Origin of the sequence: Luteimonas sp. WGS1318 (assembly GCF_043187535.1) — a bacterium.
In the GTDB taxonomy this organism is placed as follows: Bacteria; Pseudomonadota; Gammaproteobacteria; order Xanthomonadales; family Xanthomonadaceae; genus Luteimonas.
Map to the genome: position 1 here is coordinate 1,903,124 of NZ_CP171131.1, position 12,578 is coordinate 1,915,701.

Annotated in this window: 14 protein-coding genes; all 14 read left to right on the forward strand. The window is 70.9% G+C overall.

Annotation, left to right across the window (positions count from 1 at the left end; all coding sequences use genetic code 11):
- Positions 1–13: 13 nt before the first annotated feature.
- The 14 genes from fliF to flhB all read left to right on the forward strand — a co-directional run bounded on the left by fliF (position 14) and on the right by flhB (position 12,572).
- Positions 14–1,705, forward strand: a complete 1,692-nt coding sequence (gene fliF, locus ACF3M1_RS08810; RefSeq protein ID WP_393999843.1) for a flagellar basal-body MS-ring/collar protein FliF — start codon at positions 14–16, stop codon at positions 1,703–1,705.
- Positions 1,689–2,705 carry a flagellar motor switch protein FliG gene (gene fliG / locus ACF3M1_RS08815; RefSeq protein ID WP_393999845.1) on the forward strand — a complete coding sequence of 339 codons (1,017 nt, stop codon included), beginning with the start codon at positions 1,689–1,691 and terminating at the stop codon, positions 2,703–2,705. Before fliF ends, fliG begins: the two co-directional genes overlap by 17 nt.
- The gene (locus ACF3M1_RS08820; RefSeq protein ID WP_393999847.1) at positions 2,702–3,316 is read left to right on the forward strand and encodes a FliH/SctL family protein; all 615 of its coding nucleotides are present in this window, start codon (positions 2,702–2,704) and stop codon (positions 3,314–3,316) included. Before fliG ends, ACF3M1_RS08820 begins: the two co-directional genes overlap by 4 nt.
- Entirely contained in the window at positions 3,313–4,701 is a 1,389-nt protein-coding gene (locus ACF3M1_RS08825) for a FliI/YscN family ATPase (RefSeq protein WP_393999849.1), read from the forward strand. The genes ACF3M1_RS08820 and ACF3M1_RS08825 overlap by 4 nt, the downstream gene beginning before the upstream one ends.
- On the forward strand, positions 4,698–5,150 hold the full coding sequence (gene fliJ / locus ACF3M1_RS08830) for a flagellar export protein FliJ (RefSeq protein ID WP_393999851.1): 453 nt from the start codon (positions 4,698–4,700) through the stop codon (positions 5,148–5,150). Before ACF3M1_RS08825 ends, fliJ begins: the two co-directional genes overlap by 4 nt.
- The gene (locus ACF3M1_RS08835) at positions 5,147–6,208 is read left to right on the forward strand and encodes a flagellar hook-length control protein FliK (protein ID WP_393999852.1); all 1,062 of its coding nucleotides are present in this window, start codon (positions 5,147–5,149) and stop codon (positions 6,206–6,208) included. The genes fliJ and ACF3M1_RS08835 overlap by 4 nt, the downstream gene beginning before the upstream one ends.
- 145 nt (positions 6,209–6,353) lie before the next feature.
- Positions 6,354–6,830, forward strand: coding sequence for a flagellar basal body-associated protein FliL (gene fliL, locus ACF3M1_RS08840; RefSeq protein WP_393999854.1), 477 nt, complete (start codon positions 6,354–6,356; stop codon positions 6,828–6,830).
- 10 nt (positions 6,831–6,840) lie between these two features.
- Positions 6,841–7,848, forward strand: coding sequence for a flagellar motor switch protein FliM (gene fliM / locus ACF3M1_RS08845; RefSeq protein WP_393999856.1), 1,008 nt, complete (start codon positions 6,841–6,843; stop codon positions 7,846–7,848).
- Positions 7,845–8,195 (forward strand): flagellar motor switch protein FliN, encoded by a 351-nt coding sequence (gene fliN / locus ACF3M1_RS08850; protein WP_393999858.1) that lies wholly within the window; start codon positions 7,845–7,847, stop codon positions 8,193–8,195. Before fliM ends, fliN begins: the two co-directional genes overlap by 4 nt.
- Positions 8,196–8,476: 281 nt before the next feature.
- The gene (fliO, locus tag ACF3M1_RS08855; protein WP_394005223.1) at positions 8,477–8,869 is read left to right on the forward strand and encodes a flagellar biosynthetic protein FliO; all 393 of its coding nucleotides are present in this window, start codon (positions 8,477–8,479) and stop codon (positions 8,867–8,869) included.
- 61 nt (positions 8,870–8,930) lie between these two features.
- Positions 8,931–9,644, forward strand: a complete 714-nt coding sequence (gene fliP / locus ACF3M1_RS08860; RefSeq protein ID WP_394005224.1) for a flagellar type III secretion system pore protein FliP — start codon at positions 8,931–8,933, stop codon at positions 9,642–9,644.
- Positions 9,645–9,911: 267 nt separating this feature from the next.
- Positions 9,912–10,181, forward strand: a complete 270-nt coding sequence (locus ACF3M1_RS08865; RefSeq protein WP_393999860.1) for a flagellar biosynthetic protein FliQ — start codon at positions 9,912–9,914, stop codon at positions 10,179–10,181.
- Between the two features lie 28 nt (positions 10,182–10,209).
- The gene (gene fliR / locus ACF3M1_RS08870) at positions 10,210–11,007 is read left to right on the forward strand and encodes a flagellar biosynthetic protein FliR (protein WP_393999862.1); all 798 of its coding nucleotides are present in this window, start codon (positions 10,210–10,212) and stop codon (positions 11,005–11,007) included.
- Positions 11,008–11,438: 431 nt separating this feature from the next.
- Positions 11,439–12,572, forward strand: coding sequence for a flagellar biosynthesis protein FlhB (flhB, locus tag ACF3M1_RS08875; protein ID WP_393999864.1), 1,134 nt, complete (start codon positions 11,439–11,441; stop codon positions 12,570–12,572).
- Positions 12,573–12,578: the final 6 nt, after the last annotated feature.

Genomic DNA, 12,578 nt, shown 5'->3' on the forward strand with positions numbered 1-12,578 from the left:
TTAACCGAACACCATGGCGATCACGCTGTCCAAGGATGCACTCAATACCGAAGCGGCCAGCCGCAAGGCGGTCGACGTGCTCGACCGTCTCGAAAAGATGCAACTGGCCGGGCGCCTGGGCAAGATGGCGCTGCTCGCCGTCGCCATCGCGGTTGGCCTGATGGTCTTCTTCTGGGCGCAGAAGCCCGGCTACGTGCCGCTCTATGCGGGGCTCGACGCCAAGGCCACGGCCGAGGCCAGCGACCTGCTGCGTGCGGCGCAGATCCCGTTCAAGATCGACCAGGCCTCCGGCGCGATCTCGGTGCCCGAGGCCAACATCCACGACGCGCGGCTGAAGCTGGCCGGTTCGGGCCTGGGCGAATCCGGGCGCATCGGCTTCGAACTGATGGAACGCGACCCGGGCTTCGGCGTCAGCCAGTTCGTCGAGAACGCGCGCTACCAGCACGCGCTGGAAACCGAACTGGTGCGCACCATCGCCGCGCTGCGTCCGGTGCGCGACGCCCGGGTGCATCTGGCGATTCCCAAGCCGTCCGCGTTCACCCGCCAGCGCGAGGCCGCGACCGCCTCGGTGGTGCTGGAACTGCGCGGCGGCGCCACGCTCGAGCGCGGCCAGGTCGATGCGATCGTGCATCTGGTCGCGTCCAGCATTCCCGACCTCGCGCCCGAGCGCGTGACCGTCGTCGACCAGAACGGCCGCCTGCTCAGCAACGACGCGCAGGACCCGGCGGCGGCGCTGAGCGCGATGCAGTTCGAGCAGGTGCGCCGCCAGGAGACCTCGTTCAACCAGCGCATCCGCGAATTGCTGGAGCCGATGGCCGGCGCCGGCCGCGTCAACGCCGAAGTCACCGTCGACATGGACTTCTCGGTCAGCGAGGAGGCGCGCGAGCTCTACAACGCTGAGCCGCCGAAGCTGCGCAGCGAGCAGCTCAGCGAGACCGCCTCGCGCGATGCCGGCCCGCAGGGCATTCCGGGCGCGACCAGCAACCTGCCGGACACGGCCGTCAACCCGGCGCCGGTCGATGCCCAGGTCGCCGCGGCGGCCGGTGCGGCTGCGGGCGATTCCTCGCGCAGCTCCACCCGCAACTACGAGCTCGACCGCACGCTCAGCCACACCCGCCAGCCGCCCGGGCGCATCCGCCGGGTCAGCGCCGCGGTGCTGGTCGACCACGTGCCGCGCGCGGGCACCGACGGTGCCACCACCAACCAGCCGCTGACCGCCGCCGAACTGCAGCGCGTCGAAGCGCTGGTGCGCCAGGCCGTCGGTTTCGACGAGGCGCGCGGCGACACGGTGTCGGTGATGAACGCTCCGTTCGTGCGCGAGCCGTCGGAGGGTTTCGAAGGCCCGCCGTGGTGGCAGAACCCGATGCTGCGCGACATCGCCCGTCTCGCGCTCGGTGCGCTGGTGGTGCTGGCGCTGCTGTTCGGGGTCGTGCGCCCCGCGGTGCGGCAGATCACCGGTCCGTCGAAGGCGCCCGCGCCCAAGACGCCGGCCACGGCCGAGGTCACGCTGCTCGACGAGCCGGTGCCGGCGCTGGCGGAGGACACGGCGCGGATCGCCGGCCTGGCCGATGGACGGGCCCCGATCGCCCTGCCGTCGGATCACTACGAGGACCGCCTGCGCACCGCGCGCGAGGCGGTGAAGACGGATTCCAAGCGCGTGGCGCAGGTGGTCAAGGGATGGTTGGACGATGAAGCGGCCGCCTGATCTCAACTCGCTCACCGGCGTGCAGCGCGCCGCGGTGCTGCTGCTCTCGCTCGGCGAGGTGGACGCGGCCGAGGTGCTCAAGCACATGGACGCCAAGGAAGTGCAGAAGCTCGGCCTGGCGATGGCGACGATGGGCGCGGTCAGCCGCGAACAGGTCGCCACGGTGATGGACGACTTCTCCGGCGCGCTCGACCGGCAGACCTCGCTCGGCGTCGGCGCCGACGACTACATCCGCGCGGTGCTGGTGCAGGCGCTGGGCGCGGACAAGGCCGGCAGCCTGATCGACCGCATCCTGCTCGGCCGCAACACCACCGGGCTCGACACGCTGAAGTGGATGGACCCGCGCGCGATCGCCGATCTCGTGCGTCACGAGCATCCCCAGATCATCGCGATCGTGCTCTCGCACCTCGACGCCGACCAGGCCGCCGACGCGCTCAAGCTGCTGCCCGAGCGCACCCGCGCCGACGTGCTGCTGCGCATCGCCACGCTCGACGGCATTCCGCCGAACGCGCTCAACGAGCTCAACGAGATCATGGAGCGCCAGTTCGCCGGCAACCAGAACCTCAAATCCTCGGCGGTGGGCGGCATCAAGGTGGCGGCCAACATCCTCAACTTCATGGACACCGGCCAGGACCAGAGCCTGCTCGGCGCGATCCGCAAGGTCGACGCCGCGCTCGGCCAGCGCATCCAGGACCTGATGTTCGTGTTCGACGACCTCAACGAGCTCGACGACCGCGAACTGCAGGCGGTGCTGCGCGAGGTCTCGGGCGAACGCCTGGGCATCGCGCTGCGCGGCGCCGATCCCAAGGTGCGCGACAAGATCACCCGCAACATGTCGCAGCGCGCCGCCGAGATCCTGCTCGAGGACATGGAAGCCCGCGGTCCGGTGCGCTTGTCCGATGTCGAGGGCGCGCAGAAGGAAATCCTCACCCTGGTCCGGCGCCTCGCCGATGAGGGCACGATCACGCTCGGCGGCGGCAACGCCGAGGAACTCGTATGAACGAGGCCGTGCGCTGGTATGCGCCGCCGCTGGAGGACGCGACGCGTGCCCCTGTGCAGGACGAGCCGGTCGACATGCCGCGTCCGCCGTCGCTGGAGGAGATCCAGCAGATCCGCGACGACGCCCAGCGCGAAGGCTACGAGGACGGCCTGGCCCAGGGCCGCGCCGAGGGCATGGCCGCCGGCCAGAGCGAGATGCGCCGGCTGACCGCGCAGATCGAGGGCATCCTCGACAACTTCTCCCGTCCCCTCGCCCGGCTCGAGAACGAGGTCGTCGGCGCACTCGGCGATCTCGCCGTGCGCATCGCCGGTGGCCTCGTCGGACGCGCCTACCAGGCCGAGCCCGCGCTGCTGGCCGACCTCGTCGGCGAGGCCGTCGACGCGGTCGGCGGCGCGGCGCGCGAGGTCGAGGTGCGCCTGCATCCCGACGACATCGCCGCGCTCACGCCGCTGCTGTCACTGAATCCCGCCACCCGGCTGGTCGCCGATCCGGCGCTGGCACGTGGCGATCTGCGCGTGCACGCCGAGAGCGTGCGCATCGACGGCAGCCTCGACGCGCGCCTGCGCGGCGCGCTGGACGTCGTGCTGCGCCGCGCCGGAGCCGGTGCGTGACGGCCGCTCTGCCGACCGCCGATCCGGCCGACTGGCTGGCCGCACGCAACCTGCGTCTGGCGACGCGCCTCGATGCCACCGGGCCGGACCTGGCCGCCGGCCGGGGCCTGATCCGCGAGGGCATCCTGCGCCGCGCGATTGGCCTGACCGTCGAAGCCGTCGGCTGCGCCGCACCGATGGGCGCGACCTGCAAGGTCGAGGTCGACGGCGGCTGGGTCGAGGCCGAGGTCGTCGGCTTCGCCGGTGACCGCACCTCGCTGATGCCCAGTGCCGAGCTGCATGGCCTGTTGCCCAACGCACGCGTGGTGCCGCTGCACCGCCGCGGCGGCGTCGAAATCGGCGAAGGCCTGCTCGGCCGGGTCATCGATTCCGACGGCATCCCGCTCGACGGCAAGGGCCCGATCCGCGCCGAGGGCAGCGTCGGCATGGCCGGCGTGTCGATCAATCCGCTGGCGCGTGAACCGATCATCCAGCCGCTGGATGTCGGCGTGCGCGCGATCAATGCCCTGCTGCCGATCGGCCGCGGCCAGCGCGTGGGCCTGTTCGCGGGCTCCGGCGTCGGCAAGTCGACGCTGCTGGGCATGATGACCCGCTTCACCGCGGCCGACGTCATCGTCGTCGGCCTGATCGGCGAACGTGGCCGCGAAGTGCGCGACTTCGTCGAAAGCACGCTCGGCGAAGAGGGCCTGCGCCGCGCGGTCGTCGTCGCCGCGCCGGCCGACCGCCCGCCGCTGGCACGCCTGCACGGCGCCTACCGCGCGACCGCGATCGCCGAATGGTTCCGCGACCAGGGCCTCAACGTACTGCTGCTGATGGATTCGCTGACCCGCTTCGCCCAGGCCCAGCGCGAGATCGGCCTGTCGGTCGGCGAGCCGCCGACCACCCGCGGCTATCCGCCCAGCGTGTTCGCCAAGCTGCCGGCGCTGGTGGAACGCGCCGGCAACGGCGCCGCCGGGCGCGGCTCGATCACCGCGTTCTACACCGTGCTGACCGAAGGCGACGATCCCCAGGATCCGATCGCCGATGCCGCGCGCGCGATCCTCGACGGCCACATCCTGCTGTCGCGGCGGATCGCCGACGCCGGCCTGTATCCGGCGATCGACGTCGAATCCTCGGTCAGCCGCGTGGTCACCGAGATCGCCGACGACACCTGGCGCGAGCGCATCCGCTCGCTGAAGCGGCTGATCTCGGCCTACACCGCGAACCGCGACCTGATCGCGATCGGCGCCTACCAGCGCGGCGCCGATCCGGCCGTCGACGAGGCCCTGGCGCGCTGGCCGGAGATCGTCGCGTTCCTGGGCCAGGACATCGCCCACGCCGCCGACCTGCAGCACAGCCGCGAGGCGCTGGAGCGCCTGTTGCATCCCGAGGAAGCCATCGCATGAAGCAGTCCCGCCGCATCGACCCCCTGCTCAACCGCGCCCAGGAAACCGAGGACGCGGCGGCGCGCGTGCTCGCCGAACGGCAGAGCACGCTGGCGCAGCACGAAGCGCAGCTGGTCGAACTGCGCCGCTACGCCGACGAATACGGCAGCAGCCAGATGGCGGCGACCAGCCCGGCCCAGTTGGCCAACCGCCGCGCCTTCCTCGACCGCCTGCAGTCGGCGGTCGAGCAGCAGTCGCGCGCGGTCGACAACAGCCGGCAGACGGTCGAGATCGAACGCGGCCGCCTGCTGCTCGCCAGCCGCGACAAGCAGGTGCTCGAACAGCTGGCCGCGAGCTACCGCGCGCAGGAACGCCAGGTCGACGAGCGGCGTTCGCAGCGCGAACTCGACGATCTGGGCGCGCGCCGGGTGCGGCTCAACGCCCTCGCGGCCGACGGAGCGGACGCATGACCCCACTCGCCGCCACCTCCTCGCCGACGCCACCGACGCCGGCGCCCGGCGCGCGCGCGGACACGAGCGCAACGCGCAGCGGCGACGACAATGCCTTCGCCCAGGCGCTGGAACGTCGTCAGGGCGCGCGTGCCGGTGGCGACGCGACACGCGCGCGTGCGTCGGGCGACACCGCGTCCGATGCATCCACGACGGGCGCCGCGCCGGAATCCGCGCCAGCGCGGGGCGCAGGCGAGCGTCCCGATCAGGACAGCATCGAACCCGCGACGCCGGCTCTCGTCGACGTCCAGCAACCGGCGCCCGTCTGGCCGCCGGCGGGCCTGGCCGCCCTGCTCGGCTTCCCCGCCGACGTCGTGCCGGACGCGCCGCTTGCACTGGACGTCGCCGAGCCCGACGCCGACGTGCGGCCGCTGCCGCTCGCCAGCGCGTTGCAGGCCGCGACCACCCCGGTGGCGCCGGCGGCGATCACGCTACCCGCCGCGGTCCTGCCCGCCGCCGAGCCCGATGGCGCACTGCCGATGCCGGCCCTGGCCGTCGACACGGCCGCGCCCGTGGACGGCGCCGAGCCTGCGCCTGTTGCGTTCACGCTGCCGGCGACCGCCGCGCTGCGCGAGCCTGCCCCGATCCTGGCCGCGCCGTTGCCGACGCCGCATGTCGGCGCCGAGGATTTCGAGGCGCGCTTCGGCGCCCAGCTCGAATGGATGGCCGACCAGAAGATCGGCCACGCCCGCATCCGCGTCACGCCCCACGATCTGGGCCCGGTCGAGGTCCGCCTGCACATGGACGGCGACAAGATCCGCGCCGAGTTCGTCAGCGCCCAGGCCGAGACCCGGCAGGCGCTGGAACAGGGCCTGCCGCGTCTGCGCGATCTGCTCGGCGAATCCGGGTTCCAGCTCGCGCATGCCGGGGTCGGCAGCGGCCAGGGCGGACGCGACGGAGATCCGTCGTCGGCGGCACGCGCCGGTGTCGCGGAGGCCGGCGACGGCGCGCCGGCGGTCCAGGACGTGGCGCCGCCCGTGCGTCGCACGATCGTCGGCCTGCTCGACGCCTACGCCTGAGCGGCGCGAACACGCCGCCGCCGCGCCGCGCAGCCCGTCGCGGCCCGCCTCGCACGGCCCGCCGGGACCGCGCCGACGGAATTCCGACGCGCGAACGGCACGGTGATTGCATCTCCCGGTGTGGATTCCTCACCCGGTACTGTCAGTGGCCGCCGTCGCACAACCGCCCCGCCCCTCCACGTCGTCCAAGCGCCGTCTTCTGATGGTCGGCGGCGCCCTCGTCGTCCTGCTCGGTGCAGGCGGCGCGGCCTGGTTTCTGCTCAACAAGCCCGACGCGGCGCCCAAGGCGGCCCTGCCGGCGCCCGCCCAGTACCTGCCGATGGCGCCGGCCTTCGTCGTCAACCTCGAAGACACCCCGATGGGCCCGCGCTACCTGCAGGTCGAGGTGCAACTGGTGACCCGCGACCCGCTCGCGGTGCCGCAATTGCAGCAGCACGAGCCCGCGTTGCGTGCGCGCCTGCTGATGCTGTTCGCCCAGCAGACCTACGAAGGAGTCGCCACGCGCGCCGGCAAGGAAGCGCTGCAGGCCCAGGCGCTGAAGGAAGTGCAGACCCTGATGACCGAGGAGACCGGCAAGCCGGCCGCCGAGGCGCTTCTGTTCACCAGCTTCGTGACCCAGTGAGCATCGGACGATGAGCGATCTGCTCTCACAGGACGAGATCGATGCGCTGCTGCACGGCGTCGACGCCGGCGTCGTGGACACCGAGCCGACACCCGATCCGGGCGTCGCGCGGACCTACGACTTCGCCAGCCAGGACCGCATCATCCGCGGCCGCATGCCGACGCTGGAGATGGTCAACGAGCGGTTCGTGCGCCTGTGGCGGATTGGCCTGTTCAACCTGATCCGGCGCTCGGCCGATCTGTCGGTGCGCGGCATCGACCTGGTCAAGTTCGGCGACTACCTGCACCAGCTCTACGTGCCGACCAACCTCAACCTGATCAAGTTCAAGCCGCTGCGCGGCACCGGGCTGGTGGTGTTCGAGCCCAAGCTGGTGTTCGCCGTGGTCGACAACTTCTTCGGCGGCGACGGCCGTTACCCCACGCGCATCGAGGGCCGCGAGTTCACGCCGACCGAAATGCGCGTGATCCAGCTGATGCTCAAGCAGACCTTCGCCGACATGGCCGAAGCCTGGGCGCCGGTGCTGGACGTGGAGTGCGAGTACATCAACTCCGAGATCAACCCGCACTTCGCCAACATCGTCACCCCGCGCGAGTACGTGGTGGTCAGCCGCTTCCACGTCGAACTCGAGGGCGGCGGCGGCGAGATCCACATCACCCTGCCGTATTCGATGCTCGAGCCCATCCGCGAACTGCTCGACGCCGGAATCCAGAGCGACCGCGTCGACCGTGACGAAAGCTGGAACATCTCGATGCGCGAGCAGCTGATGACCTCGGAAGTCTCGGTCTCCAGCGTGCTGGCCAAACGCAGCATCGACCTGCGCCAGCTCACCAAGCTGAAAGTCGGCGACATCCTGCCGATCGACCTGCCGGCCGAAGTGCCGGTCTGCGTCGAGGGCATCCCGGTGTTCACCGGGCGCTTCGGCACCGCCGGTGGCTACAACGTCGTGAAGATCACCGAGACCCATCCGCCGGGCACCACGCCCGCGCGCCGCACCGAACCCCAGGATCTGCCCGCATGACCACCCAGGACAATCCCTTCCCGCAGGATGCCGCCGCGCCGGCCAAGTTCGACGACCTGCGCGCCGACGGCCCGATCGACGGCACCGACCTCAACCTCGACGTGATCCTCGACGTGCCGGTGGCGCTGTCGCTGGAAGTCGGCCGCACGCGCATGCCGATCCGCAACCTGCTGCAGCTCAACCGTGGTTCGGTGATCGAGCTCGAGCGCGGCGCGGGCGAGCCGCTGGACGTCTACGTCAACGGCACGCTGATCGCGCACGGCGAAGTCGTGGTCATCAACGACCGCTTCGGCGTGCGCCTGACCGATGTCGTCAGCCCCAGCGAACGGATCCGGAGACTCCGGTGATCGTGACGCATGCCCTGCCGGTCGCCACGGCGGCCGCGCCTGCGGCTGTGCAGCGCGTCGACGACCCTGCGGCCGAGACCGCGTCGGCGGTTATCGCGCGCGAAGCCGGCAACGCGGCCGTCGATCCGGCGGCGACGCGTCCCGCGCGCACGGAGTCGACTGCGTCGGCACCCGACATGATCACGGACGCAGGCGACGCGACCGTGACCGGCACCGCTGCCGATGATGCCGCGGTCGATTTTTCCGCCGTGATCGCCACGACCAGTGCCCCGGCGCGTGCGATCCCGCTGACGATCCAGCCGGCGACGCCGGTGCAGATCGGTGCGCATGCACCGCAGGGCCCCGGCCTCGGCGGTGCGTTCTTCGCCTTGTTGCTGGTGCTCGGCCTGATCCTCGGCCTGGCCTGGCTGCTCAAGCGCCTGCCCGGCAGCGGCTTCCGCCAGGCCGACGGCCTGCGCGTGATCGCGAGCATCAATCTGGGCGCCAAGGAGCGCGCGGCGGTGGTCCAGGTCGGCGGCGAGCAGCTGCTGCTGGGCATCGGCGCCGGCGGGGTACGCACATTGCATGTGCTGCCGCAGCCACTGCCCGAGGCCGCGCCCGCGCAGATGCCCACGCTCAAGAACCTGCCCGATTTCAAACAGCTGCTCGCGCAACGCCTGCGCAAGGACACCTGACATGCACCGCCGTCTCCGCCCGCAGCGCTGGCTCGCACTGGCCATCCTCGCGCTCGGCCTGATGCTGCCGACGCTGGCCCTGGCCGCCGCCGGGGCGCCGCAGTTGCCCGCGCTGCCCGACGTCACCGTGGGCCAGATCGGCAACGCGCCGGTCAGCCTGCCGCTGCAGACCCTGCTGCTGATGACGGCGATCACGCTGATCCCGTCGATGCTGCTGGTGCTGACCGCGTTCACCCGGATCATCGTCGTGCTGGCGCTGCTGCGTCAGGCGCTGGGCACAGGCCAGACGCCGTCGAACCAGGTGCTGGTCGGCCTGGCACTGTTCCTGACCGCGCTGGTGATGACGCCGGTCTGGGAAGCCGCCTGGAACAACGGCTTCGGCCCGTATCTCAACGGCCAGATCGACTTCCGCACCGCCTGGGACCTCGGCACCGCGCCGCTGCGTGGCTTCATGCTGGCCCAGGTGCGCGAGACCGACCTGATGACCTTCGCCGGCCTCGCCGGTCACGCGACCTACGCCGGCCCGGACGATGTCCCGTTCCAGGTGCTGGTGGCCTCGTTCGTGACCAGCGAACTCAAGACCGCGTTCGAGATCGGATTCCTGATCTTCATCCCCTTCATCATCATCGACCTGGTCGTGGCCAGCGTGCTGATGTCGATGGGCATGATGATGCTCTCGCCGATGCTCGTCTCCGCCCCGTTCAAGATCCTGCTGTTCGTGCTCGTCGACGGCTGGGTGCTGACGGTGGGGACGTTGGCGGCCAGCTTCAATTAAGCCGGGATTGGGGATTCGGGAGTGGGGATTTGGAAAGCCGCAGTGCCACGCCCCGTGATTGCCAAGATGGCAGGCGTTCGAAAAGCAGAACAGTCGGTCATCCCTCGACATCCCGTCTGTCGGCTGCAGATTCCCAATTGAATGAAAGCCCTTGGATTCCCGTCTGCGCGGGAATGATGGGCTGAAAGACAGCAGCGATTTCAATCGCGCGCGATCGTCCGCTTTTTCCGAATCCCCACTCCCGAATCCCCAATCCCGGTCCCACCCATGTCCCCAGAAACCGCCCTCACCGAACTGCGCCGTGGCCTCGAGGTCGCGCTGTGGGTCGGTGGTCCGCTGCTGGTGACCGTGCTCGTGGTCGGCGTCATTGTCGGCGTCGTGCAGGCCGCGACCCAGATCAACGAACCGACGATCGCCTTCGTCGCCAAGGCGGCGGCGCTGACCGCGGCGCTGTTCGCGCTCGGCGCGATCCTGCTCTCGTATCTGGTCGACTACACGATCACGCTGTTCCGCAGCATCCCGCACCTGATCGGCTGAGCATGGCCATGCGTGGAGCCCGCCGCTGATGGATGCCGCCACCCAGATGGCGATCGACGGCCAGCAGGCCTTCGGCATGATCGGCACCCTGTTGTGGACCGCGCTGCGCGTCGGTGCGCTGCTGATGGCGATGCCGCTGATCGGCACCCGCGCCCTGCCCGCGCGACTCCGGGTGATGGCCGCGCTCGTGCTGAGCCTGGCGCTGGCACCGCTGCTGCCGGCGCCGCCGGCGTGGACCGGGTTCGATGCCGCGACCGTGCTGTCGATCGCCCGCGAGCTCGCGGTCGGCGCGGCGATGGGCTTCATGCTGCGCCTGGTGTTCGAGGCCGGCGCGCTGGCCGGCGAGCTGATCTCGCAGGGCTCGGGTCTGTCGTTCGCGCAGATGAGCGATCCGCTGCGCGGCGTGCAGTCGGGCGTCGTCGCGCAGTGGTTCTATCTCGCCTTCGGCCTGCTGTTCTTCGCGGCCAACGGCCATCTGGCGATGATCGCGCTGCTGGTGCACAGCTACGAGGCGCTGCCGATCGGCACCGCGCTGCCCGACGTCACCGCGACGCTGCGCATCGCGCCCGAATTCTTCGCCCTCGTGCTGCGCGGCGGCGTGACCCTGGCGTTGCCGGTGATGGTGGCGCTGCTCGCGGTGAACCTCGCCTTCGGCGTGCTGTCGCGCGCGGCGCCGGCGCTGAACCCGATCCAGCTCGGCCTGCCGATCTCGGTCCTGATCGGCCTGTTCCTGATCGCGATGCTGGCCGGCGAGCTCGGCCCGCCGGTGCAGCGCCTCTACGACGCGGCCTTCGACGCCGCCGGCCGGGTGCCGCTGGGCGGCTGAACTCCGCGCCGGCGCGGGTGTCGTCATCGCGCCCCCCGAACCCGCACCTGTCGCGTCATCCACCTGCAGGCGCCTGCTTGCGGGCGATGGGCGCTCCCCGGCAAAGCCCATCGCGCGCGAGCGCGCTCCTACACCGCGCTTCCTGCGATCCGCACCTGTAGGCGCCCGTTTGCGGGCGATGGGCATTCCCCGGCAAAAGCCCCGTCGCGCGCGAGCGCGCTCCTACACCACGCGATCCGCACCTGTAGGAGCCCGCTTGCGGGCGATGGGCATTCCCACGAGGGCCCCATCGCGTGCCAGCACGCGCCTACGGGGACGCGCGCGGTCCGGAGCAGCTCACCGCAACGCGCGCGCGCGGGCTGAATGACGTCCGCCGCCCGCCCCGGCACACGGCTTGCAATGGGTGAGGCATCTCCCCGGGGTCCGCGTCGATGGCCGAGAACGAAAACGGTCAGGAAAAGACCGAAGAACCCAGTCAGAAACGGTTGCAGGACGCACGCGACAAGGGCAACGTCCCGCGATCGCGTGAGCTGGCAACCGTGGCCGTCTTCGGCGCGGGCGTCGCCTCGCTGCTGGCAATGGGCGGCGGGATCACCGCGCGGGCGAAGGACTGGATGCGCGGCGCGCTGTCGCCGGACATCGCTCTGCTGGAATCGCCGCAGAACCTGTTCGGCCACAGCGGCGAGCTGCTGCTCGGCCTGATGTGGATCCTCGCACCGCTGCTGCTGGCGACCCTGCTGGCCTGCTTCGTCGCACCGGCGGTCATGGGGGGCTTCAACTTCGCGACCAAGGGTTTGGTGCCGGACCTCAAGAAGCTCGATCCGATGGCCGGGCTCAAGCGCATCTACGGCCCCGAGGGTCTGGCCGAACTGCTCAAATCCCTGCTGCGCGTGCTGCTGGTCGGCGGCGCAGCCACGCTGTTCCTGTGGCCGGCGATGCCGCGGCTGCGCGCGATGCTCCACCAGCCACTGGAACAGGCCGCCGCCGGGGGGCTGAAGTTCGCGCTGTGGATGCTGATGGCCACGGCCGCCGCCCTGCTGCTGCTGGCGCTGGCCGACGCGCCGTACCAGAAGTGGAACTGGCGCCGGAAGCTGAAGATGACGCGCCAGGAACTGCGCGAGGAAATGAAGGAAAGCGAGGGCCGGCCCGAGGTCAAGGGCCGCATCCGCCAGCTGCAGCAGGAGATGTCGCAGCGCAGGATGATGGAAGACGTCCCCACCGCCGATGTCGTGGTCGTCAATCCCACCCACTACGCCGTCGCGCTGAAGTACGACGGCGACGCGATGCGCGCCCCGCGCGTGATCGCCAAGGGCGTCGACGAGATGGCGCTGCGCATCCGCGAGATCGCCGGCCACCACCGCATCACCCTGGTCGAAGCGCCGCCACTGGCACGGGTCTTGTATCGGGAGGCGGAGATCGGTCAGGAAATCCCCGTGAAACTCTACGCCGCCGTCGCCCAGGTGCTGTCCTACGTCTACCAGCTGCGCAGCTGGCGGGCGGGCACGCCGCAGCCGCAGCTCGCCGATCTCGAGGTCGACGAGGGCGACGCCGGGGGCCGCGCATGAGCGCGG